General features: G+C 71.4%; 13 protein-coding genes. All 13 read left to right on the forward strand.

Annotated elements, in window-relative coordinates; all coding sequences use genetic code 11:
* Positions 1–209 precede the first annotated feature (209 nt).
* The 13 genes from FY549_RS06625 (at position 210) to FY549_RS06690 (ending at position 25,315) form a co-directional block, all read left to right on the forward strand.
* A complete protein-coding gene (locus FY549_RS06625; protein ID WP_149084340.1) occupies positions 210–2,273 on the forward strand; it encodes an acyl-CoA dehydrogenase in 2,064 nt (687 codons plus the stop codon).
* Positions 2,274–2,328: 55 nt separating this feature from the next.
* Entirely contained in the window at positions 2,329–3,375 is a 1,047-nt protein-coding gene (locus tag FY549_RS06630) for an NAD(P)-dependent alcohol dehydrogenase (RefSeq protein WP_149084341.1), read from the forward strand.
* 167 nt (positions 3,376–3,542) lie between these two features.
* Positions 3,543–4,112, forward strand: coding sequence for a DNA-3-methyladenine glycosylase I (locus tag FY549_RS06635; protein ID WP_149084342.1), 570 nt, complete (start codon positions 3,543–3,545; stop codon positions 4,110–4,112).
* Positions 4,113–4,241: 129 nt separating this feature from the next.
* Positions 4,242–10,310, forward strand: a complete 6,069-nt coding sequence (locus tag FY549_RS06640) for an Ig-like domain-containing protein (RefSeq protein WP_149084343.1) — start codon at positions 4,242–4,244, stop codon at positions 10,308–10,310.
* 37 nt (positions 10,311–10,347) lie between these two features.
* Positions 10,348–11,319 carry an AAA family ATPase gene (locus FY549_RS06645; RefSeq protein ID WP_149084344.1) on the forward strand — a complete coding sequence of 324 codons (972 nt, stop codon included), beginning with the start codon at positions 10,348–10,350 and terminating at the stop codon, positions 11,317–11,319.
* Entirely contained in the window at positions 11,319–12,581 is a 1,263-nt protein-coding gene (locus FY549_RS06650; protein WP_149084345.1) for a DUF58 domain-containing protein, read from the forward strand. The genes FY549_RS06645 and FY549_RS06650 overlap by 1 nt, the downstream gene beginning before the upstream one ends.
* A complete protein-coding gene (locus tag FY549_RS06655) occupies positions 12,578–14,980 on the forward strand; it encodes a transglutaminaseTgpA domain-containing protein (RefSeq protein ID WP_149084346.1) in 2,403 nt (800 codons plus the stop codon). The genes FY549_RS06650 and FY549_RS06655 overlap by 4 nt, the downstream gene beginning before the upstream one ends.
* Positions 14,977–16,290 carry an RDD family protein gene (locus FY549_RS16485; RefSeq protein ID WP_187614941.1) on the forward strand — a complete coding sequence of 438 codons (1,314 nt, stop codon included), beginning with the start codon at positions 14,977–14,979 and terminating at the stop codon, positions 16,288–16,290. Before FY549_RS06655 ends, FY549_RS16485 begins: the two co-directional genes overlap by 4 nt.
* Complete coding sequence (locus tag FY549_RS06670; protein ID WP_149084348.1) at positions 16,287–17,105, forward strand: PP2C family protein-serine/threonine phosphatase; 819 nt, start codon at positions 16,287–16,289, stop codon at positions 17,103–17,105. Before FY549_RS16485 ends, FY549_RS06670 begins: the two co-directional genes overlap by 4 nt.
* Positions 17,105–18,433 (forward strand): FHA domain-containing protein, encoded by a 1,329-nt coding sequence (locus FY549_RS06675; protein ID WP_149084349.1) that lies wholly within the window; start codon positions 17,105–17,107, stop codon positions 18,431–18,433. The genes FY549_RS06670 and FY549_RS06675 overlap by 1 nt, the downstream gene beginning before the upstream one ends.
* A complete protein-coding gene (locus tag FY549_RS06680; RefSeq protein WP_149084350.1) occupies positions 18,430–20,124 on the forward strand; it encodes a serine/threonine-protein kinase in 1,695 nt (564 codons plus the stop codon). Before FY549_RS06675 ends, FY549_RS06680 begins: the two co-directional genes overlap by 4 nt.
* Positions 20,121–20,846: a hypothetical protein gene (locus FY549_RS06685; RefSeq protein ID WP_200838601.1), complete on the forward strand. Its 726-nt coding sequence runs from the start codon at positions 20,121–20,123 to the stop codon at positions 20,844–20,846. The genes FY549_RS06680 and FY549_RS06685 overlap by 4 nt, the downstream gene beginning before the upstream one ends.
* On the forward strand, positions 20,843–25,315 hold the full coding sequence (locus FY549_RS06690) for an FtsK/SpoIIIE domain-containing protein (RefSeq protein WP_149084352.1): 4,473 nt from the start codon (positions 20,843–20,845) through the stop codon (positions 25,313–25,315). Before FY549_RS06685 ends, FY549_RS06690 begins: the two co-directional genes overlap by 4 nt.
* Positions 25,316–25,574: the final 259 nt, after the last annotated feature.

A 25,574-nucleotide genomic window follows, 5' to 3' on the forward strand; every position in this document is an offset into this window, starting at 1 on the left:
CCACCCCTCTGCGGACGCCCGCAACGGGCCGGGACGCACGGAAGGGGGTGGGTCGACGGGCCGGCCGAGGCGGAAGCTGTCGCGAGCCGACAATGAGGGGCGCGGACGGGGCGGCCAGGCATTGGAGGGTGTGGACAGGGGACTTCGTGTCGTTTTGTCGCACACCTACCATGAAGGCATCCACCTTCGTCTCTCCGAGAGGAATGCTCATGGTCGACGCCGCCGTCCGCCCTTCGACGACACCTGACCCGCGCGAGAGCGCGACCGCCCCGCGGATCGATGTCGCCCGCCTGAACGACGCCCTGATGGGCACCTGGGGCGACGTGCGCCGCCAGGCCCGCGAGATGATCAAGGACTCCGCGTTCTGGCGGAAGGACGAGCTCGGCAAGGACGACCACCGCGAGCGCGTCCTCAGCCAGCTCCACCTGCTCGTCGACAACAAGGCCGTGCACCGGGCGTTCCCGAAGCGCTTCGGCGGCGAGGAGAACAACGGTGGCAACATCGCCGGGTTCGAGGAGCTCGTGGCCGCCGACCCGAGCCTGCAGATCAAGTCGGGCGTGCAGTGGGGACTCTTCGGCTCCGCGATCCTCCAGCTCGGCACGAAGGAGCACCACGACACCTGGCTCCCCGGTGTCATGGACCTGTCGATCCCCGGCGCGTTCGCGATGACGGAGATCGGTCACGGCTCCGACGTCGCCGCGGTCGGCACCACGGCGACCTACGACCCGGAGACGGAGGAGTTCGTCATCCATACGCCGTTCCGGGGCGCGACGAAGGAGTACCTCGGCAACGCGGCGCTGCACGGCGTCGCGGCCACGGTCTTCGCCCAGCTCATCACCAACGGCGTCAATCACGGCGTGCACTGCTTCTACGTGCCCCTGCGTGGTGAGGATGGCGTGGACCTTCCCGGCATCGGCCGCGAGGACGACGGCCTCAAGGGCGGGCTCAACGGCATCGACAACGGGCGCCTCTCGTTCGATCACGTGCGCATCCCGCGCACGAACCTGCTGAACCGCTACGGCGACGTCGCCGCCGACGGCACCTACTCCAGCGCGATCGACAGCCCCGGCCGCCGCTTCTTCACGATGCTGGGCACTCTCGTGCAGGGACGGGTCTCACTCGACGGCGCCGCCTCCTGGGCGTCCGCCCTCGGCCTCCACATCGCGATCACCTACGCCACGCAGCGGCGCCAGTTCGACGGAGCGGACGGCCAGGAGGTCGTGCTCATGGACTACGGCAAGCACCAGCGCCGCCTGCTCCCGCGCCTCGCCACGACCTACGCGCAGATCTTCGCGCACGACGAGTTCCTGCAGAAGTTCGACGGCGTCTTCTCCGGTCGCACCGACACCCCGGACGACCGTGAGGACCTCGAGACCCTGGCGGCGGCACTCAAGCCGCTGTCGACCTGGCACGCGCTCGACACGCTGCAGGAAGCACGCGAGGCCTGCGGCGGCGCCGGCTTCATGTTCGAGAACCGTCTGGTCGGACTCCGCCAGGACCTCGACATCTACGTCACCTTCGAGGGCGACAACAACGTCCTGCTGCAGCTCGTCGGCAAGCGGCTGCTGACCGACTACGCGAAGCAGTTCCAGGGCAAGGACGCCGCGGCGCTCGCCCGGTACGCCGTCGGCATGACCGCCGGCAAGGTGTTCCACGGTGCCGGACTCCGTCAGCTCGGCCAGGCGGTGACCGACTTCGGTCAGGTCGCCCGTTCGGTGGAGCGCGGACTGCGCGAGGAGCAGCAGCACGACCTCCTCGCGGGGCGTGTGCAGCAAATGGTCGCCGACATCGCGACCCGCCTGCGCGCCGCCGGGAAGGACAAGACGCTCGGAGCGCGGCTGTTCAACGAGAACCAGGCCGAGCTCATCGAGGCGGCCAGGGCGCACGGCGAGCTTCTCCAGTGGGAGGCCTTCACCGACGCCGTCCACGTGATGGACGACGCCGAGACGAAGAAGGTCATGACCTGGCTGCGCGACCTCTTCGGCCTGCAGCTCATCGAGAAGCACCTCGCCTGGCACCTCATCCACGGCCGGCTGTCCACCCAGCGAGCCGCGGCCGTGTCGAGCTACATCGACCGGCTGTGCGCCCGACTGCGTCCGTACGCACTCGACCTCGTCGATGCATTCGGCTACCAGCCCGAGCACGTGCGAGCACCGATCGCGAGCGGTGCGGAGAAGCAGCGGCAGGACGAGGCCCGTGCGTACTACGCCGAGCTCGAAGCCTCCGGTCAGGCCCCGGTGCTGGAGAAGGTCCTCAAGCGACAGAAGCGCTGAGCGGATTCATCGGCGGGGGCGGATAGTCTCGGCGGGTACCGACCCGAGGAGCACCATGTCGACCGTCAACGCCTACGCCGCCCCCGCCGAAGCAGCCCCGCTGGAGAAGACCGTCATCGAGCGGCGGGAGCTGGGCCCGCACGACGTCCTCATCGACATCGCCTTCGCCGGCATCTGCCACTCCGACATCCACACCGTCCGCGGCGACTGGGGTCCGCAGCAGTACCCGCTCGCCCCGGGACACGAGATCACCGGAACCGTCGCCGCGGTGGGGGCTGAGGTCACGAAGCACGCCCTCGGCGACCGCGTCGGCGTCGGCTGCCTCGTGAACTCGTGCCGGGAGTGCGTGTACTGCCTCCGCGGCGACGAGCAGTTCTGCACGCAGGGCGCGGTCGGCACCTACGGGGCGGTCGACCGCGACGGCACGATCACCCAGGGCGGCTACTCGCAGCAGGTCGTCGTCACCGAGGACTTCGTGCTGCGCATCCCTGACGCCCTCCCCCTGGACGCGGCGGCTCCGCTGCTGTGCGCTGGCATCACCACGTACTCGCCGCTGCGGCACTGGAAGGTCGGACCCGGCTCGCGCGTCGCGGTGGTCGGGCTCGGCGGCCTCGGCCACATGGGCGTGCAGATCGCGCATGCCCTCGGCGCGGAGGTGACGGTGCTGTCGCAGACCCTCGCGAAGCAGGACGACGGTCTCCGCCTCGGCGCCGACCGTTACTTCGCCACGGGCGACCGCGACACCTTCCGGGAGCTTCGCGGTTCCTTCGACGTGATCCTCAACACCGTGAGTGCCGTCATCGACCTCCGCTCCTACCTCGGGCTGCTCGACGTAGACGGCACCATCGTGTGCGTCGGTGCTCCGGCGGAGGCCCTCGCCCTGAATGCGGGGTCGCTGATCGCCGGGCGACGCTCCATCGCCGGCTCCAACATCGGGGGCATCCGGGAGACCCAGGAGATGCTCGACTTCTGCGCCGCACACGGCATCACCGCGCAGATCGAGGTCATCCCCGCGTCGGGGATCAACGAGGCGTACGAGCGTGTCCTCGCGTCCGACGTCCGTTACCGGTTCGTCATCGACGCCGCCACCTTCGCCGACTGACGCGTCCCCTCGCGGCTCTCCCGCCTCGGGACCGAGGGAGTTCGCGGTTCGGGATGAAAGACGTGCGTGTGGATGGCCCGTCGGGTGGGCTATCGATCCCGCACCCCTGCAGGGAGGAAGGGAAGAGGGGAGAGGGGAGGGTCGGTGGAGGCGGCTACGGTGAGGGCATGACCTCGCTCCTCACGGGCCCTGATGGCCGCGTCCGCTGCGCCTGGGTGGGCGACGACGCCGAGTACCGCCGGTATCACGACGAAGAGTGGGGCACCCCCCTGCACGGCGATCGCGCGCTGTTCGAGAAGATGGCGCTCGAGGGATTCCAGGCGGGGCTGTCCTGGATCACGATCCTGCGGAAGCGCCCGCGGTTCCGCGAAGTGTTCGCCGGATTCGAGCCTGAGCGGGTGGCGGCGTTCGACGAGGGCGACGTGGAGAGGCTGATGACCGACACCGGGATCATCCGCAATCGCGCCAAGATCCTCGCGACGATCGGGAACGCGCGCATCGTGCAGGAGCTCGCCGACGGGGAGCTGGACGCGCTCATGTGGTCGTTCGCCCCGGAGCCGACGGGAGTCCGGCCGGCGACCTTCGCCGACGTGCCGGCCGTCACTCCGGAGTCGACCGCACTGAGCAAGGAGCTTCGGCGACGGGGCTTCCGTTTCGTGGGGCCGACGACCATGTACGCGCTGATGCAGTCCGCGGGCATGGTGGACGACCACATCGCGGGGTGCTGGCGCGCATGACCCGCGCGGTGATGGGGAAACCTCCCCATCGAGCGATATTCCGGTACGTGGTTAGGATGTACGGGAGTTCCGTGGGCCATCGTGCCGCGGTGGAGTCAGAGGGATGTTGACCCTGGGGGGGAACCGGGAATGAAGGCGCTGTCCTGGATGCGGGCGCGACCCAAGACGCTGGCGTCCGCCGCCGGCGTGACCGTGGGCGTCATCGCGCTCACCACGATGGCCTTCACCTACGAGGGGTTCCCGACCACCAAGGTCGACCTCAACGACGGCGGCGTCTGGATCACGAAGACGTCGAGCCTGCTCGTCGGGCACTTCAACCACGAGTCGACGGTCCTGGACGGCGGTCTGCGTACGACCAGTGAGGACTACGACATCCTGCAGGATGCGTCGAACGTGCTCGTCGTCGACGAGAGCGCGTCCACCGTGACCGCGGTCGACCCGGCCCGCGTCTCCCTCGGCGACTCCACCCTCATCCCCTCCAACGCCAAGGTCGCCCTCGGTGGCGACACCGCCGCCATCCTCGACCAGGACTCGGGCGATCTGTGGGTCGTGCCGGTGGAGGGCATCGCGTCGTTCGCGATCGAGGCCGCCGAACCCGTCGTCGAGCTGGGGGACGACTCCGACGTGACCGTCGCGCAGGACGGCACCGTCTTCGGCCTGTCCGGCGAGCGCGGCGAGGTCGTCACGGTGCCCGTCGACAACGAGGGCGCCCCCGGCGAGCCGTCCGCGGCGTCGGTCGGCGAGCTCGACGTGAGCGAGCGCCCCTCCATCACGGCCGTCGGCCGCACCCCGGTCGTGCTCGATCCGGCGGCGGGCGTCGTCACGTCGCCCGGCGGCTTCCGCACCGAGGTCGCGAACGTGGCCGACGCGGTGCTGCAGCATGCCTCGGCCGAGACCGACGCGGTGGCGCTGGCGACCCCGTCGGCCCTGGTCAGCGTGCCGCTGGACGGCAGCGAGCCGCAGGAGACCTCCGCCGGCGGCGAGGGGACCGCTGCGGCCCCGGTCTGGCTGCGCGGCTGCACCTACGGAGCCTGGGCCGGCTCGGCGACGTTCATCCGCGAGTGCCCGGGCGACGGCGACGACGTGAACGCGCCGATCGACGGGGCCGAGGACTCGTCCAGCCTCACCTTCCGGGTGAACCGCGACGTCATCATCCTCAACGACGCGGTCGGCGGTGCCGCCTGGCTCGCCAACGAGAGCCTGCAGCGCGTCGACAACTGGAACGACCTCACGCCGCCGGAAGGCGAGACGGAGAACCAGGAGGACTCGACGGAGGAGACGGTCGAGACCACCCTCCCCGAGCGCAGCGAAGAGAACACACCGCCGATCGCCGAGGACGATTCCTACGGCGTGCGACCGGGGGCGACGACGCTGCTGCCGGTTCTGGACAACGACAACGACCCCGACGGCGACGTGCTGGTGGCGGCCCTCGCGGAGGCACAGCCGTCCATCGGGACGGTGCAGCCGATCAACAACGGTGGCTCGCTGCAGATCGCGGTGGACGAGAACGCCTCCGGCACCGCGAGCTTCACCTACGAGGTCGACGACGGCCGCAAGGGCAAGGACACGGCGGTGGTCACGCTCACCGTGCGGGACTGGAGCGAGAACAAGGCCCCCGAGCCGAAGCGGAAGACGTCGCTGGCGGTGGAGACCGGCGGCACGATCTCGTACAACATCCTCCCGGACTGGATCGATCCGGACGGCGACGACATCTACCTGAAGGAAGTGGTCGCCGCCCCCGGAGACGAGGTGGACTTCAGCCGCGACGGTCAGATGACGTACAAGGCCACCGCGAGCCTGCAGGGCCGCAAGGACATCATGGTCACGGTCGCCGACGCCTCGGGCGAAGTGGGCACGGCGTCGATCGCGCTCGACGTGCGGCCGCAGGGCTCGACGAGCCCGAAGACGAACGCCGATCACGTGGTGACCCACGCCGGTGAGCAGGTCACCGTCGCGCCCCTCACGAACGACACGAGCACGAGCCGGGAGCAGCTCCGCCTGACCCGTGTGCTGGAGACCCCCGGGGCGACCATCGAGCCGAACACCCCGAACAAGACGTTCACGTTCATGGCCCCGAACCCCGGGGTGTACTACGTGCAGTACCAGGTGTCCACCGGGCCGAAGAACGGCGAGGGGCTCGTGCGCGTCGACGTGATGCCGGAGTCCGAGAACGACCTGCCCCCGGTCGCGGTCCGCGACGTGGCGCTGCTCCCCACGGGAGGTGACGTGCTGCTCGGCGTGCTCAACAACGACACCGATCCCGCGGGCGGCATCCTCGTCGTGCAGTCCGTGTCGATGGACCCGAGCACCGGCATCTCGGTCTCCGTGCTCAACCACGAGACCCTCCGCATCACCGACCAGGGAGCGCTGGACGAGCCCGTCCGCATCGGCTACCGCATCTCGAACGGCTCGAAGTCGGCGGACGGCGAGGTGGTGGTGATCCCGATCCCCGCTCCGGACGAGATCCTGCCGCCGATCGCGAACCCGGACACGGCGACCGTCCGGACGGGCGACGTCGTGACCATCCCCGTGCTCGACAACGACTCGCACCCGAGCGACGACGTGATGCACGTCGAGCCCGAGCTCGTGGAGACGGTGGACCCCGACGACGGGGAGGCGTTCGTGTCGCAGGATACGGTGCGCTTCAAGGCCGGCTCCGAGGCGAAGACCGTCTACCTCACCTACGAGGTCTCCGACTCGCGGCAGCAGAAGGCCGCCGGATACGTCACGATCCAGATCCTGCCCGTCGACGAGGAGACCAACGCGGCGCCCCGTCCCAAGGACCTCACCGCCCGCGCCCTCGCCGGCAGCGACGTGGACATCGCGGTGCCGCTGGACGGGATCGACACGGACGGCGACTCGGTCGAGCTGCTCGGCATCGATTCGAGCCCGACCAAGGGTCGCATCACGACGGTCGGGCCCAACTACTTCACGTACGAGGCAGGCACAGACGCGTCCGGAGTCGACTCGTTCACCTATCGCGTGCGCGACCGCCTCGGCAAGGAGGGCGTCGCCACCATCCGTGTCGGCATCGCTCCCGCCGAGCAGGTCAACCAGGCGCCGTACGCGGTGAAGGATGCCGTCGTCGTGCGTCCGGGCCGCGAGATCGCGGTGCCGGTGCTGGAGAACGACTCCGACCCCGAGGGTGACAAGATCGCTCTCGTCGAGGACGGTCTCGAGGTGCCGGAGAACCTCAAGGCCCGCGTCTCGGGGGACCGCGTGATCGTGACCGCGCCCGACAGCGAGGTGGAGACCTCCCTGCAGTACACCGTGAGCGATGCTCGCGGGGCGTCGTCCACCGCGACGCTGCAGATCACGGTCGACGAGGACGTGCCGCTGCAGGCCCCCGTCGCCCGGGACGACCGGCTGCAGCCCTCCGACCTGAAGGACGGCGGGCTCTCGGCCGACCTGGAGATCCTCAAGAACGACGAGGACCCCGACGGCACGAAGGACCGCCTCGACGTCGAGGTCGGCGCGGGCGGAACACTGCTCGAGAACGGGAAGGTGCGGGTCACCGTCACGGACGAGCTGCAGCTCATCCGCTACACGCTGACCGACCCGGACGGTCTGCAGGCCTCGGCCTTCATCTTCGTTCCCTCGCGCGACGGCCTGCGTCCCACCCTCACCTCGACCAAGCCCGTCGAAGTCGTGAGCGGTGAGACGAAGAAGCTGCCGCTGTCGGAGTACGTCACGGTTGCCGGCGGCGGGGAGGTGCGCATCACCGAGAAGGCGAAGGTGAGCGCGATCCATGCCGACGGCGCGGACCTCCTGGTCGACGCCAGCACCCTGGTCTACACCTCGGCCGAAGGATACTTCGGCCCGGACGCCCTGACGTTCGAGGTGACGGACGGCGACGGCCCGGACGACCCCGAGGGGCGGAAGGCGACGCTGAGCATCCCGATCAACGTGCTCCCGCCGGACAACCAGCAGCCGACCTTCATCTCGGGTCAGGTGGATGTCGCCCCGGGCGAGGACGCGAGCGAACTCGATCTGGCCGCCCTCACCGACGACCCCGATCCCGAGGACAAGGGCGAGCACGAGTACACGTTCGTGGGCGGCGACGGGAACGGCATCTCGGCCCGCGTGGACGGCGACAAGCTCCTCGTCGAGGCGTCCTCGACCGCCAAGAAGGGTACCTCCGCCTCGCTCCAGATCCGCGTGACGGACGGCGAGACCGAGCCCGTCGACGGCACAGTGACCGCACGGGTGACGGCGTCCACGCGGGCGATGCCGACCGCGAACACCGACACGATCGCCGAGGCGGACGCGGGGCAGACGATCACCGTCCCCGCCCTCGCCAACGACTTCAACCCGTTCCCGGAGACCCCGCTGAAGATCGTCGGCGCGGTCACCGAGTCCGGCCGCGGCGAGGCGTCGTTCACCGACGACGAGGTCCGGGTCACCCCGGCCGAGGGTTTCGTCGGGACGCTCGTCGTGCGCTACCGCATTCAGGACGCGACGCAGGATGTCGACCGCGAGGTCAACGGCCAGATCGTCGTGACGGTGCAGGACGTTCCGGAGGCCCCCGGCACCCCGGTCGTGACGAGCGTGCAGGACCGCACCGTCGTGGTGTCGTACTCGGCGCCGTCGAACAACGGTGCGGTGATCGAGAAGTACACGGTGAAGTCCGTCGGCGGGAGCGCCTACTCCAAGGAGTGTTCGTCGACGACCTGCACCCTGGACGGGCTGACGAACAACGTCGAGTACACGTTCCAGGTGACCGCGACCAATCGCGTGGGCGAGTCGGAGCCCTCCGGCGTCTCCGAGGTCGCCCGCCCGGACGCCCGCCCCGACACCCCGAACCCCCCGACGCTGAAGTTCGGCGACAAGTCGCTGGAGGTCGCCTGGAAGACCCCGAGCACCCCGGGCTCCCCGGTCGAGCGCTACACGCTGGAGATCTCTCCCGCACCGCCCTCCGGGATCACGCAGAAGGAGGTCACGGGGAACTCCGTCACGTGGGAGGGACTCGAGAACGGGTCGGACTACCAGGTGCGGGTGCAGGCCCACAACCGCGCCCCGGAGCCGTCGAGCTGGAGTGGGTGGTCGGCCTCCGAGATCCCGGCCGGTCCGCCGATGGCCGCGGGGGCTCCCGCGACCAAGGAGCTCGAGCCGGTCGGCAACCAGGCGCAGATGCTCGTGAGCTGGACGCCGCCGAACAACAACGGCGACGCGATCAGCGCGTACCAGCTTCAGGTCCTCGAGGGGGGTTCCGCGTTCCGGACCCTGACCCCCGGCGCCCAGGCGCAGAGCCAGGCCGTGACCGTTCCCACGTCCGAGTCGGCGTACACGTACCGCATCCGCGCCTACAACAAGGCCGGGTGGGGACCGTGGAGCGAGCAGTCGGCGCCACGTCGCGGGGTGACGCCCCCCGGTGCGCCCACGAGCCTCCGCGTGACGCAGGAACTCGATCGTGCCCTCGAGATCTCGTACCAGCAGGCGTCCCGCAACGGCGCCCGCACGGACGAGATCAGCTACCAGTACCGCCTCAACGGCGGGGACTGGAGGGGCCTGAGCGGCACCCGCATCGGCGGCCTCACGAACGGCCAGAACTACCGCGTCGAGCTGCGTGCCGTCGCGACGGTCGACGGCGTCACGTACTCGGGCGCGGTGTCGAACGCGGCGAACGGCAACCCGTACGGCAAACCGGGCACCCCGCAGGCCTCGGCCAGCGGCGGCGCGACCCAGGTCACGCTGAACTGGAACGCGAACGGCACCGCGAACGGTCGCGACATCACCCGCGTCCAGATCTCGATCGACGGGGGCGGCTGGGAGGACGTCGGTATCTCCGGTTCCCGCACGGTCGGCAACGGCTACAACCAGGGCCACAGCATCCGCGTGCGCGCGCAGGATGCGGCGGGGCAGTGGACGCCCGAAGCGTCGGCCTCCGCGAGCTCGGGCCCACCCCCCGCGCCGCGGGCCTGGGTCACCCGGGGCACCTCGGGCTACTGGCCCGGACAGTGCACCGACGGCACGTGTGCGAAGTTCGTCATCAACACCTCCAACTTCCCGGCCGGTCGCTACCAGGTGTATTGCAACAGCAACGCCCCGACGGCCGGTCCCCGGTTCGCCGGCGGCAGCAGCTGGAACATCCCGGCCAACGGCGCCATCGAGATCGGCTGCTTCCACGGTGCGGGCGGCCGGGGCTACCAGGTGTGGGTCACGATCGGCGGCACCGACTACGAACGAACGAACTGGTGACGGGCACTCCGTCCATCCGAGAGGAAGCAGTGACTCCATGACAATGACCCCCGAGCAGGCCGCCTGGTTCCACGGCACCTTCCAGCGCCTGGTGGAGAACGTCGACAAGGCGGTGCAGGGCAAGCGCGAGATCGTCGGTCTCGTGCTGGCCTCGATGCTGGCGGAGGGCCACGTGCTCCTGGAGGACGCCCCTGGCACCGGCAAGACGAGCCTCGCGAAGGCCCTCGCCGCGACGGTGCAGGGCACGAGCGCGCGCATCCAGTTCACGCCCGACCTGCTGCCCTCCGACGTGACGGGTGTGACGATCTACGACCAGCAGTCGCACCGGTTCGAGTTCCACAAGGGTCCGATCTTCGCGTCGATCGTGCTCGCCGACGAGATCAACCGCGCCTCCCCGAAGACGCAGTCCGCACTGCTCGAGGTCATGGAGGAGTCGCGGGTCACGGTCGACGGCGTCACGCACGAGACGGGCCGCCCGTTCCTCGTGATCGCGACCCAGAACCCGGTGGAGCAGGCCGGAACGTACAAGCTGCCCGAAGCGCAGCTCGACCGGTTCCTCATCAAGACCTCGATCGGATACCCCGACCTCGCCGTGACCGAGAGCATCCTCGCCGGTGCCTCCGACCGCAACCCCTCCGCCGGCCTGTCGGCCATCATCACCACGAGCGCCGTAGCCGACATGGCTGACCTCGCCGCCACCGTGCACGTCGAGCCCGCCGTACTCCGCTACGTCGCAGAGCTGGCGGAGGCGACGCGTGCCGACAGCGCCATCCGCCTGGGCGTCTCGGTGCGCGGAGCCATCGCGATGGTCCGCGTCGCCAAGGTGTGGGCAGCCGCCCAGGGCCGGCACTACGTGCTTCCCGACGACATCAAGGCGCTCGCCCGTCCGGTGTGGCAGCACCGCCTGCTGCTCGACGCCGAGGCCGAGTTCGCCGGCACGAGCAGCGAGACCGTCATCGGCCGCGTGCTCGACGGCGTCGCGGCCCCCCAGGCGCGAACGGCGGCCTGATGACCGCGGAGGCCCTGCAGGCGCCGCCGGCGCCGACGGATCGCGACGCCGGGTGGCGGGACATCGCGGCCGTCGTCGGCGCGCGGGTCCTGGCGCGCCTCCGGCTCATCGCCGCCGCCGTCCGTCCGCTCGCCTGGGTGCTGATGGCGCTCGCGGTGGGCTTCTGGGTCCTCGGGCAGCTCGCCGGCTGGGTGGAGTTCACCGTGGCCGCCGTCGTGATCGCGATGGCGGTCGCCGTGTGCGCCCTGTTCCTCATCGGACGCACGGCGTACGACGTCTCGCTCGACCTGGCCCGCACCCGCGTGGTCGTGGGAGAGCGGGCGGTCGGCGCACTGACCCTCGCGAACCGGGGGACGCGGGCGATCCTGCCGTCGCGCGTCGTGCTGCCCGTGGGATCCGGCCGTGGCGAGTTCGGCATCCAGCGGCTCGCGCCGGGCGAGGAGGCCGAGGAGCTCTTCGCCATCCCCACCCACCGTCGCGGCGTCGTGAAGGTCGGACCGGTGAGCGTCGTGCGCGGCGATCCGCTCGGGCTGTTCGAACGGGCGCATCGGCGAGATGAGCCGGTGGACCTCTTCGTCCACCCCCGCACGGTCCTCTTCGACGGCCAGTCGCTCGGCTACCTGCGCGACCTCGAAGGGCTCCCGGCGGCCGACCTCTCCCGCGACGACGTCTCCTTCCACGCCCTGCTCGAGTATCAGCCGGGAGACGACCTCCGGCACGTGCACTGGCGCTCGACCGCGCGCACCGGCACGATGATGGTCCGCCAGTACGAGGAGACACGGCGCTCGCACTTCGTGATCGGCCTGTCCCGGTCCGCCGCCGACTACGACACCGCGGACGACTTCGAGCTCGGCATCTCCGCAGCCGGGTCGATCGGGCTCCGGGCACTGCGCGACTCGCAGCGCGTCGACCTCCGCGTGCAGGGGCGCGAACTGCCGTCGGGCACGGGGAAGCAGCTCCTCGACTCCCTTTCCGCGGTGGAGCACAGCAAGCCGCGGGAGGGCGGGATCGCCGAACTCGCCGGTGTCGTGGCCGCCACGATGCCCCTCGCGAGCGTGGTCGTACTCGTCTGCGGCTCGCGGGTGCGCGCCGACGACCTCCGTCTGGCCTGCTCCCGGTTGCCGTTCGGCGCCCGCGTGCTGGCCGTGGTCACCGACACCACCGCGTCCGCCCCGTCCCTGCGCCGGATCGGCGAGGCGGACGTCGTCACCGTCGGCGCGCTGGAGCAGCTCCCGCTCGCGCTGCAGAAGGTTCTCGCATGACCGCGTCCGCTCCGGCACCGGGCGGCCTCGCCCTGCGCCGCTGGATCCTCGACCTCGCGGCCAGCGTGCTGCTCATGGTCACGGCCCTGGTCGGCTTCTGGCCGACGTTCGCCGGGCCCTCGTTCCTTCCCGCTGTGGTGGGCGGCATGCTGCTCGGCCTCGCGATCGCGGCCGTCGCCGCCTGGCGCCGGTGGGGCATCCTCATCGTCACGGGGCTGACGCTCGCCGCCTACTTCCTCTTCGGCGGGGCGCTCGCCGTACCGCAGACGGCCATCCTGGGCGTGATCCCGTCGCTGGAGACGCTGCAGAAGCTCGCCGTGGGCACGGTCACGTCATGGAAGCAGATGCTGACGACCGTCGCCCCGGTCGCGGCGGCGGACGGTCACCTCATCGTCCCCTTCCTGCTGTCGCTGGTGTTCACCGTGGTGACGGCCTCCCTCGCGCTGCGCCTGGACCGGGTGGCCTGGGCACTGATCCCCGCGGGCGTGCTGTTCATGCTCGTCATCGCCCTCGGCACGCCGGAGCCGGCCTTCCCGCTCGTGCAGGGGCTCGTCTTCGCCGTGGTGAGCATGGCATGGCTCGCGCTGCGTCAGCTGTGGGCGCCGCAGAACATGGCGGTCTCGGTGAGCGAGGTCGATCCCGCACGGGCCGCCCACATGCGCACCCGACGCCTGCTCGCGGGGGTGGCCGTGCTGGCCGTCGCCGGGGGCGCCGGCGTCGCCACGAGTGCGATCGCCTCCCCCGCGCAGCCGCGGCACGTCTTCCGCGACGTGATCATCCCGCCCTTCGACATCCGCGACTACCCCAGCCCCCTGCAGGCGTTCCGCAAGAACGTGCGCGACGACGCCGACGAAACGCTGTTCACGGTGCAGGGGCTGCCCAAGGGCGCCCGCATCCGCACAGCCGTCATGGATCAGTTCGACGGCATGGTCTACAACGTCACCGACGGCGGTCCGACCTCGTCGAGCGCCTTCTCTCCTCTCCGGTCGAACATGGCGCCGGAGGCCGAGGGCGTGCCCGTCACGCTGAAGATCGCCATCGACGGCTACCGCGGCGTCTGGATGCCGACTGCCGGCGAGCTGGCGGAGATCCGGTTCGACGGCGACCGCGCCGAGGACCTGCGGCGGGGTACCTACGTCAACACGGCGACCGGCACCGCGGTCGCGACCCCCACGCTCGGGAAGGGCGACGAGTACGCGGTCGACGCGATCCTCCCCACGCAGCCCGACGACAAGCAACTGGCCGAGGTACCGTTCGGCCGCGTCACGATGCCGAAGCCGAGCAACGTGCCGGAGGAGCTGACCTCGCTCGCCGCCGAGACCGTGGCCGGTGCCGAGACCCCGATCGAGCAGGTGCGCGCGCTGGAGAACTTCCTCGCCGAGGGGGGCTTCTTCAGCCACGGCCTGGAGGGCGAGGTGCTGTCCCGCGCCGGGCACACGGCCGAGCGCATCTCGACGCTGGTCGGCGCCGATCAGATGATCGGCGACGACGAACAGTACGCGGTCGCCATGGCCCTGCTCGCCGGCCAGCTCGACATCCCGGCGCGGGTCGTCATGGGGTACTACCCGGACGAGGAGCAGGCCGACGCGGCGGTGTTCGAGGCCACGGGCGACACCGTGCACGCGTGGGTCGAGGTGAACTTCGACGGCGTCGGCTGGGTGACCTTCAACCCGACGCCGCCCGAGGACCAGGTGCCCAACGACCAGAACACGAAGCCGCGGGTGGACCCGAAGCCGCAGGTGCTGCAGCCGCCGCCTCCCCCGCAGGAGCCGGTCGACCTGCCGCCCACGCTGCCCGACGACCGCGAGTCCGAGGACGAGACGCTCAACCTCGCGGAGATCATCGGAGTGATCCTCCTCATCGGCGGGATCTCGCTCGCGGTCATCGCCCTGCTCATGTCACCGTTCATCGTCATCGGCGCGTGGAAGGCCGCGCGTCGCCGTTCACGCCGATCGGCTCCTCGCACCGCCGACCGCATCAGCGGCGGCTGGGACGAGCTGACCGACCGGGCGATCGACTACGGCGCCCGACTGGCTCCGAACGGCACGCGGGGGGAGGAGGCCGCTGTCGTCGCCTCGACGCTCACGGTGCCGCGGGTGACCGGACTGGCCGCGCGCGCCGACGCCGAGGTCTTCGGGCCCACCGAGCCCACTCCCCAGGACGTGGACGCCTTCTGGCAGGAGGTCGATGAGATCGTCGGCGGCCTGGGCGAGGAGGCCGGGTTCTGGAAGCGCGTCAAGGCACGCCTGAGCCTGCGCTCGCTGCTGGGCGGCAGCGCCGTCTCGCAGGGCTTCCAGAGCCTGAAGGACGCCGCGGCCGCCCGAGTGCGGCGCGAACCTGGCACCATCGAGAGCAACAAGGACACGACGCCGTCGTCCTCCGAGAGGGAGACCCCATGACGCAGCCCGCGCTCGAACAGATCGCGCCGATCTCCCGCCGTGCCATCGCCTACCTGATCGACGCCGCGATCGCCGGCGTGCTCGGCGCCCTGCTCGGCGGGGCACTGGTGCTCGTGGCGCAGTTCTCCGGGAGCCTGGAGGCGATGCTGACCACCCTGCTCATCGGGGCGCCGATCGTGGGCCTGCTGCTGCTCGCCTGGTTCGTCGTGTACACGGTGATGCAGACCGGCGCTGGCTCCGTCGGGATGCGCCTGCAGCGGCTGCGGCTCGTGTCGGCGGCCGACGGCTCAGCGATCGGCTTCGGTCGGGCGCTGCTGCGCAACATCGTGTTCGGGCTGGCCGGTGCGATCGTGGTCGGCTACTTCAGCCCGCTCTTCGACGGGTCGGGACGGTTCCAGGGCTGGCACGACAAGGCGGTCGGGTCGCTGATGCTCGATGCCGAGGTCCCGGCCCCGGAGCCCGAGCCGGAGCCCGTCCCGGTCGAGGAGGCTCCGCCGCTGCTGCCGGCCCCCTCGTTCGAGCGGCTCCCTCCCGCGCCGATGCCCGGGTTCGCCCCGGCCGGTGCGCCCGCCGCTCCCGCGGCGACCCCTGCGGCGCCCGTCGGCTCTCCCGCAACGACCGCAGCGCCGCCCCTGCCGACGTCTGACTCCGGGATGATCGCGTACGTGCCGGGGATCACCCAGGGCTCACGCCCGGTGCGCCCGCCGATGCCGCCCGCCCCGGCGACTCCCGCCGCGGAGACTCCCGCGTCCACGGACACCGCGCCCCCTGCTGCCCCGCCGGCACCTCCCGCTCCCGCGGCTGCTCCCGCTCCCGCGGCTGCTCCCGCTCCCGCGGCTGCTCCCGCCACTCCGTCCGCCGTGCCCGCGCCGCCCGCCCCGCCGGCCGCGGCGGTCCGCGCTCCTGTGGCGGCACCCGGCGCGGCCGCCACTCCGGCCACCGTGACCGAGGACGACGACCTCGAGGAGACGCGCATCAGCATCCCCGGTCACCGGCTCGTGTTCACGTGGGATGACGGCACCCGGATCCCGGTCTCGCGCCGGACGGTCTTCGGGCGCAACCCCGCAGTGGAGGAGGGCGCGACCGTGGTGCCCGTGCGCGACGAGACGCTCTCGCTGTCGAAGACGCACTTCGAGGCCGCGTCCGAGACCTCCGGCGGCTGGGTGCTCGACCGGCACTCGACCAACGGCCTGACCATCGTGCGCGACGGGCAGCGGATCGCGTGCCCGCCCGGGCAGCGCGTCCCGATCCGGCTCGGCGACGTCATCGAGATCGGCGACCGGGTCGTGATGGTCGGAGGCTACGCATGAGCGCCCCGCTCCTCGTGTCCACCGGCGCGGCCACGCACTCCGGACTCCGTCGTCCTCTGAACGAGGACTCCTACATGGCCTCGGCACCGTTGTTCCTCGTGGCCGACGGCATGGGCGGACACGAGGCGGGGGAGCGCGCGAGCGCGGCCGTGATCGACGAGTTCGCCCGCTACATCGGCCGCACCGACCTCGAACTCGACGATCTGCTCGAGGCGTTGGCTCGGGCGCGGCAGGCCGTCGAGGACCTGTCCACCGCGGGGAACGGTCGAGCGGGGACCACCCTGAGCGGCGTCGTGGTCGCCTCGGTCGAGGGCATGGGTTACTGGCTCACCGTCAACATCGGCGACTCCCGCACCTACCGTTTCGCGGACGGGGAGCTGGAGCAGATCAGTGTCGATCACTCCGTCGTGCAGGAGCTCATCGAGTCGGGCGAGCTGACGGCCGAGGAGGCGGCGACCGACCGCCGTCGCAACATCATCACGCGGGCGATCGGGGCCAGCAGCACGGGCGACGCCGACTACTGGCTGTTCCCTGCCGAGCTCGGCGACCGGATGCTGGTGTGCTCCGACGGGCTCACCACCGAGGTTCCCGACGAGCGCATCCGCCAGATCCTCGCCGCGGAGCCCGACCCGCAGCGCGCCGCCGACGTCCTCATCGACGAGGCCGTGCAGTCCGGGGGCCGCGACAACATCACCGTGGTCGTCGTGGACGCCGTGTCGGTCGCCTCACGACCGGGCACGCGCCTCCTGTCCGACGACACCGACATCGACGCCGACACGCGCCCGCGCGAGGCCGCAGCAGGAGGGGTTCGCTGATGCAGACGAGTTACCGACCGGGACAGTGGTACCTGATCGTCATCCCCGGCGCCCTGGTGGCGCTGCCGCCGGACGTCCCCGGAGCCACCGTCACGGCGCTGTGGGAACGTCTGCCCGCCGAGCGCAGCCTCGCGACGGTCATCGACGTGCTCACGACGCAGGCCGGCGGATCGTTCGCCGCCATGCCGTCGTTCGTGGCCGCGGTGCTGGAGGGCGCGGATGCGCGGGTCGCCGTCCGCGGTCCGCTGACCGTGCGCGTGACCGGGGGCGAGACTTCTGCGGCCGCTTTCTCGGGCGCGGACGTGACCACCTGGAGCGAGCGTTTCGTGCCCGGCGCCGCGACGATCGAGCTCACCGTCGAGGAGGACGGCAGCGGCACCGCGCTCCCGGTCCACGCGGGCATCGTGCTCGCGGCGGCGGTCACCGCGGACATCGAGCCGGCCGATGCCGACACCGTGCTCGACAGCGCCGGACCGGCGCCGGTACTCGACGAGTCCGTGCGCCCGACACCGCCCGCCACGGACGCCGCCCCGCAGGCCACCGCGCCCCCCGTCTCCGGGCTGCCCGCGGCGCCCGTGCCCGGCACCTCCGTGCCGCTGCCGCCCCCGCCTGTCGTCGCGCCTGTGCCGGCGGCGGCGGAGGAGGAGCCGTCCGTCCCGGAGGAAGAGACGGAGTCGCCGACGCCGGTGACCGACGACGCGGTGATCGAGGCGACGCTCGTACCCACCGAAGCGACCTTCGCGCCTCCGGTGGACGAGTTCGACCACCTCTGGGGCGAGACCGTGCACACACCCATCGAGGCCGCCGCTGTGCGCCCGAGCGAGGAGCCCGAGCCGGCCGCCGCCGACCCGGCCGTCGTGGATCCCGGAGGCGACCACGACGGCTCGACGATCTCCGCCGCCGATCTGCGCGAGCTCCGCCAGCAGCCGGCCGCCGCGCCGGACGCACCGACCGAGGTCATCCCGGTGGCCGAACCCGCCGCGGTCGCCGCCGGGCGCATCCGCGTCTCGACCGGCCAGGTCGTCACGCTCGACCGCACCGTCATCATCGGCCGCCGCCCGCGGTCCACCCGCGCCAGTGGGACGAACATGCCGCACTTGATCGCGGTCGACAGTCCCCAGCAGGACATCTCGCGCAGCCACCTCGAGGTGCGACCGGAGGGCGACACGGTCGTCGTCATCGACCTGCACACGACCAACGGTTCGACGCTGCTCCGCCCCGGGGCCGACCCCGTCCGGCTGCACCCGGGCGAGCAGACGCTCGTGCTGTCCGGCGACGTGGTCGACCTGGGCGACGGGGTGACTGTCGCCTTCGAGGACCTGCCGTGAGCCGTCGCCCCTCCCCGCCGCCCGCCCTCCCCGGCTTCACGTACGTGGAGCCGCTGGGCACCGGTGGCTTCGCGGACGTCTTCCTGTACGAGCAGGAGATGCCGCGGCGCCGGGTCGCGGTCAAGGTGCTGCTCGCCGATCGCATCTCCAGCGGTGCGGCGCAGGAGTTCGCCGACGAGGCGAACGTCATGGCCATGCTGTCCACCCACCCCGCGATCGTCACGATCTACCAGGCGGGAGTCGCAGGAGACGGCCGCCCCTACCTCGTGATGGAGTACTGCCCCCGGCCGAACCTGCAGCTCCGTTCCCGCAAGGAGCCGTTCTCGGTGGCCGAGGCGTTGCGCGTGGGCATCCAGGTCGCGGGCGCGGTGGAGACCGCTCACCGCGCCGGCGTCCTGCACCGGGACATCAAGCCCGCCAACATCCTCGTCACGGAGTACAACCGTCCCGCGCTGACTGACTTCGGCATCGCGTCCACGACGGGCGCGACCGGCGAGTCCTCGGGCATGTCGATCCCGTGGTCCCCGCCCGAGTCGTTCGCCGAGCCGCCGCAGAGCGGCCCCCGCACCGATGTGTGGGCTCTCGGCGCCACGCTGTACACCCTGCTCGCCGGGCGGTCGCCGTTCGAGCGTCCGGGAGAGCGCAACTCCAGCGCCGACCTCATCGAGCGCATCGAGCGGGCGGCGCTGCCGGCGCTCGCCCGACCGGACTCCCCGGAGAGCCTGCAGCGGCTGCTCGAGCGGGCGATGGCGAAGAATCCGGACGACCGGTTCCCCAGCGCCGTGGCCTTCGCCCGCGCCCTGCAGAAGATCCAGATCGAGCTCTCCCACTCGGTGACGCCGATCGACATCGTCGACGACCACCCGCCTGCGGAGGATCTGGAGGACGACAACGACGGTCTCACGCGGGTGCGGGAGATCGTCAGCATCGACCCCGGTATGGCCTCCACCTCGACCCGTCCGTCCGCGGCCACGCAGCCGAAGGGGCCTGCTGTCGTCGTGCCGGACGCGCCCCGGTTCACGCTCCCCGTGCGCGTCGACGATGCCGTGGAGCAGACCCAGCGCCGCGATGCCGCTGCGAATTCCGCGGTCGCCACCCCGGAGGCTCCCGTCGCGCCGGCGGCGCCCGGCCCTGACCGCGACGACCGGACCATCCTCCGACCGCCGCAGGTCGTACACCCGGAGGCCGCTCCCGTGCCGGCGCCGTCACCCGCGCCGGCCGCCGAACCCGCCGCGCCGGCACCGGCCGCCGACACCGTCGCGCCGGAGAAGCCGCGGTCCCGCCGCGGACTCTGGATCGGCCTGGCCGCTGCGGCGGTCGTGATCGTCGTCGGCGGCATCGTCGGCCTCAACCTCCTCGTCGCCGGGCTCGCGCCGGAACCGGCGCCCGAGACCACCGAGGCGGCGGTGGATCCGCAGGACCCGGTGTCCGACGCGGTCCCGAAGGTCACGGAACTCGCCGGGACACGCTCTGGCGATCAGGTCACCTTCACCTGGCAGAACCCCGACCCCCGCGAGGGCGACAGCTACATCTGGACCGAGACCGGGGGCGCCGCCGACGGCGCGGTGAAGCAGGCCGCTGAGGCGACCGTGACGTTCGCGCCCGCCTCGGCGGGTGAGGTCTGCATCGAGGTGATGCTGCGCCGCGAGGACGGTCGGGCGTCCGAGCCGGTGACGGGATGCGTCGGATGAGCGGGGCGGCGAGAGTCACGGTCGAGTTCGCGGGGGAGTACTTCCCGATCGCCCAGGGCAGCCGTTTCATCGTGGGCCGCGAGGGCGACCTCACCCTCGACGACAACCTCTTCCTGCACCGGCACTTCCTGGAGATCAGTGAGGGCGACGGGTTGTGGTGGCTCAGCAACATCGGCACGCGGCTGACGGCCACGGTCACCGACTCTGCCGGTGGGGTGCAGGCGTGGCTCGCGCCGGGCGCCCGGCTGCCGCTCGTCTTCGAGACCACCACGGTCGTGTTCAGCGCCGGCCCGACGACCTACGAGCTGGTGCTGCACGCCGCCGAGCCGGCGTTCCGCGCCACCAAGCGGGACTACGACGACGACGGCATGTCGACCATCGGGGACGTGCCGCTCACCGTGAGTCAGAAGCTGCTGATCCTGGCCCTCGCCGAGCCGCAGTTGCGGCGCGACGGCACGGGGATGAGCGAGATCCCCTCGTCGGCCAAGGCGGCCGAGCGGCTCGGCTGGACCGTGACGCGCTTCAACCGCAAACTCGACAACGTGTGCGACAAGTTCGACCGCGTGGGCGTGCCGGGTATGCGGGGCGGCCAGCGCAGCTTCGCCACCAATCGGCGCGCGCGCCTGGTGGAGCACGTCATCGCCTCACGGCTGGTGACGAAGGACGACCTCCCGCTGCTGGATGCCCCGCAGCCGAGCGAGGCAGAGGGAGACAACGAGTGAAGGTACGGCTGACCCTGCTGCGTCAGGGCGCGGCATCCAGCGACATCGAGGTCACGGCCGAGAGCACGGCGACGATCGGCGAGATCGCAGCGATGATCGTCCGGGCCGACCCGCTGGGGGCGTTCGCGCACGCCGACCCGTCGGCGGTGACGCTGGAGGCGTACAGCTCGGTCGTGGCCGGCGCGGGCGACCTGCTGGCGCCCGAGTCGACGTTCGCGCACGTGGGTCTCGCCCACGGTGCCACGGTCCGCGTCGTGCCGGCGTCGTACGAGCAGCGGCCCGTGGTCGGGCGCATGGAGGTCGGCTCCGGTCAGGGCGCGCGTTCGATCGCCCTGACCCGCGGCACCATCGTGCTCGGACGGGACGAGTCGTGCGACGTCGTGATCGACGACCCGCTCGTGTCGAAGAAGCACGCGCGACTGGAGATCGGCGACCGGGTCGAGCTCATCGACCTGAACTCCGCGAACGGCATCCTCATCGACGGAGCCTCGGTCGTGCGTCTCGTCGCGGCGGACGGTGAGCTCGCCGTCGTGCTGGGCGACACCCCCGTCCGCGTGAAGGTCGAGACGGGCGCGACCGCTCCCACGACCGCCGAGGCGTCGATCCGCCAGGTCGAGTTCGTGCGTTCGCCGCGCGTCGAGGAGCGCTACCTCGGCGAGGAGCTCGACGGGACCGATCTCCCCGTCCCGGCGCGCAAGCAGCCCTTCCCGCTGCTCACGCTCGTCGCCCCGCTGCTCATGGGCGGCGCGATGTACTTCTTCACCCAGAGCATCCTCTCGATCATGTTCGTGGCGCTGTCGCCGCTGCTCATGATCGGGACGTGGCTGACGACGAAGAATCAGCAGAAGCGCGAGCTGGAAGAGGACAAGAAGCGCTTCGAGGAGCAGCTCGAGCGCCTGGAGGCACGGCTGGAGAGCGAGCGCGAGCGGGAGATCGACGTGCGTCGTCGCGAGGTGCCCCTGCTCCGCGAGGTCAGCGACGCCGCTCTTGCCGCCGGGCCGCTGATCTGGACCCGCCGCACCGAGCACTGGTCCTTCCTGCACGTGCGCCTCGGCATCGGGGACACCACGTCGCGCAGCTCGGTCAAGGACTCGAACGGTCGCGACCGGGCGATCCCCGAGTACGTCGAGAAGCTCGACGCCGTGGTCGACGCCACCCGGATCGTGCCCCAGGTGCCGATCCTGGAGGACCTCACGGATGTCGGCGCCCTCGGCATCGCCGGCCTCGGCGGCCGTTCGACCGGCTACGCGCGCGCCCTGCTCGCCCAGCTCACGGGATTGCACGCGCCGGCCGACGTCGGCGTTGTCGGGCTCTGGGGCCCCCGCTGGGGTGCGCAGCTCGCCGACACCAAGTGGCTGCCCCACGCCTGGTCGGCACAGGCGGTGCTCGGCGTGCCGCCGATCGGCGACGGACCGACCTCCGCCGGGCAGATCGTCGCCCGGCTGGAGGAGCTCATCGCGACGCGGTCGACGCGCAACGGCGACGCCGTGGAGCTCGGCGCGCTCGAGGCCGAGAAGGCCGCGACGAACAGCGGCTCGAAGGTCGGCGAGGACTCGCGCAGCCGCCATGACGGGGTGCCGAAGCCGGCCATCGTCGTCCTCATCGCCCCGGATGCGCCCATCGACCGCGGGCGCCTCATCCAGCTCTCGGAGCGCGCCGCGTCGCGGGGGATCTTCCCGGTGTGGCTGACCGAGGACGTCGCGACGCTGCCCGCCTCCTGCCGGACGTTCGTCGAGCTCGGCGCGACGGACAGCGCCCACTTCGTGCGCCTCGGCGAGGTCGTCGAGAACCTCGCCGTCGACGAGCTGACACGCGAGCAGTTCGCCGTCTTCGCCAGGGCGCTCGCGCGCTTGACCGATGCCGGAGAGGTCGCGCTCGACCGCAGCGACGTCCCGCGGACGATCTCGATGCTCCACCTGCTCGGGCGCGACATGGCCACGCAGCCGGAGAGCGTCGTCGACCGCTGGACGCAGAACGATTCCCTCCACTCCCGGCGAAAGAGCGGCTCCGCGCGGCGGTACCAGCCCAAGCTCCGCGCCCTCGTCGGCGCCGGTGCCGAGGGGGCGCTGCAGCTGGACCTGCGGCAGCAGGGCCCGCACGCGCTGGTCGGCGGCACGACGGGGTCGGGCAAGAGCGAGTTCCTGCAGGCCTGGGTGCTGGGCATGGCGACCGAGTACAGTCCCGAGCGCCTGACCTTCCTCTTCGTCGACTACAAGGGAGGCTCGGCATTCGCCGATTGTGTGAGCCTGCCGCATTGCGTCGGCATCGTGACCGATCTGAACGAGCACCTCGTGCGCCGCGTGCTGGTGAGCCTCCGCGCGGAGCTGCACTACCGTGAGCATCTGTTCAACCGGAAGAAGGCCAAGGACATCCTGGAGCTGGAGCGGGCGGGCGATCCGCAGGCCCCGCCCGCGCTCGTGCTCGTGATCGATGAGTTCGCCGCCCTCGCCAAGGAGGTCCCGGAGTTCGTCGACGGTGTCATCGACATCGCCCAGCGCGGGCGCTCGCTCGGCATCCACCTCATCATGGCGACGCAGCGCCCTGCGGGCGTCATCAAGGACAACCTGCGGGCGAACACGAACCTCCGGGTCGCCCTGCGCATGGCCGACGAGACGGACAGCAACGACGTCATCGGCACGAAGGATGCGGCGCTGTTCGACCCCGGCACGCCGGGTCGCGGTATCGCGAAGACGGGTCCCGGCCGCATGACGCTGTTCCAGTCGGCGTACTCCGGCGGCTGGAGCCTGGGCGAGGACGAGGGCACGGACGTGACCATCGCGGCGTTCGGCACGACGGACCAGGGTCCGTGGGAGCTGCCGATCGACGAGAACGCCGTCGTCGTCGACGAGGATCTCGGGCCCAACGATCAGCAGCGCCTGGTGAGCACGATGGTCCTCGCGGCACAGGCGGCGCAGGTCGATCCGCCGCGCCGCCCGTGGCTCGACGAGCTCGCGCCGACCTTCGATCAGCTCAAGCTTCCGCAGCGCACCGACGCCGCTCTGCTGCTCGGCGTGATCGACGAGCCCGAGCGCCAGGAGCAGGTGCCGTTCCACTTCCTGCCGGACACCGAGGGCCACATGGTGATCTACGGCACCAGCGGCTCGGGGAAGAGCGCCGCGCTGCGCACGCTCGCGGTCTCCGCCGGCATCACTCCGCGTGGCGGCCCCGTGCAGGTGTACGGCCTGGACTTCGGCTCAGGGGCCCTGCGCATGCTCGAACCGCTTCCTCACGTCGGATCGGTGATCTCGGGGGACGACGCCGAGCGTGTGGCGCGTCTGTTCGCGACCCTGCGCAGCGAGCTCGACCGCCGCGGCGATGCCTACTCCGCGGTGGGCGCGGCGACGCTGACCGAGTACCGGGCGCTGTCGGGAAAGGCGGACGAGCCGCGCATCCTCGTGCTGATCGACGGCTTCGCCGCGTTCCGCAATGACTACGAGGCGGTGATCGGTCGCACCGACACCTACAACGCGCTGCAGGAGGTGCTGTCGGACGGCCGCGCGGTGGGCATCCACGTCGTGCTGTCCGCCGACCGTTTCCAGAGCATCCCGAGCGCGCTGAACGCGATGCTGCAGCGCCGGGTGGTGCTGCGCATGGCCGACACCGACGCGTACAACATCCTCAATGTGCCGAAGGACGTCCTGACGCCCGAGTCGGTCCCCGGGCGGGCGATCGTGGGCGAGAACGAGGCGCAGATCGCGATCATCGGCGGTACGCGCAGCATGAAGGAGCAGTCCCTGGCGATCGAGCGGATGGCGGCCTCGATGTCGCGCCGTGGTGTGCCAGACGCCCCGCCCGTGCGCGCCCTGCCGCTCAGCTACCGCCTCGACGAGGTACCGGCGACGCTCGGCGACCAGCTCGTGGTGGGTCTGGCGGACACCGACCTGGGTCCGTTCGGCATCGAGCCGACCGGCACGTTCGTGATCGCGGGGCCGCCCGCGAGCGGCAAGAGCAACGCCCTGGCCGCGATCACTCAGCAGGTGCTGCGGGCGCGGCCGGGCACGCCGACCCTGTTCCTCGGCTCGACCCGCTCGCCGGCGCGTAATGCCGTGTCCTGGACAGCGACCGCGGCGGACGGCATCAGCGGCACCGCGGCGGTGGCGGAGATCGTCGAGAAGGCGGAGCAGGGGCTGAAGCCGGTCGTGGCCGTCGAGGGCGTCGCGGAGTTCGCCTCGTCGCTGCTGGAGATGCCGCTGTCCGACCTCGTCAAGCGGGCGACCCGTGGTGAGCTGCTCCTGCTCTTCACCGGCGACACGAGTGAGTGGACGAGCAACTTCGGCCTGCTGGGCGAGATCAAGCAGGCGCGTCGGGGGGTGGTGCTGCAGCCGGAGACGATCGACGGCGAGCTGGTGCTCAAGGCTCCGCTGCCGCGCATCGGCCGCGGCGAGTTCCCGGTCGGGCGGGCGGTGCTGGCGCAGCGCGGCAAGGTCGTGCGGCTGCAGTTCCCGCTCGTGATCCCCGAGACCGTGTGACGAGTCCCGCACGCCGACGTCCATAAGAAAGCCATAGCGGCAGCGACGCCGCAGGGCCCCGCCTACGCGGGGCGTCTGCTTCCGCGCACCGACGAGGAGGTGGTCGATCAGGGAGCGGCTTTCGACCTGGACACGCTCTTCAGCCCCCGCGGGGTGCTCGGGCTCGGCGGCGCTCCGCAGGGCGGTCCGGACGGGGGCGGACGGCCGCCGGGGAACTGATGGGGACTTCTCCCCATTTGCGCGGAGGGTCCCCTTCGTT

The sequence above is a fragment of the Microbacterium sp. 1S1 genome (assembly GCF_008271365.1).
Lineage (GTDB): Bacteria > Actinomycetota > Actinomycetes > Actinomycetales > Microbacteriaceae > Microbacterium.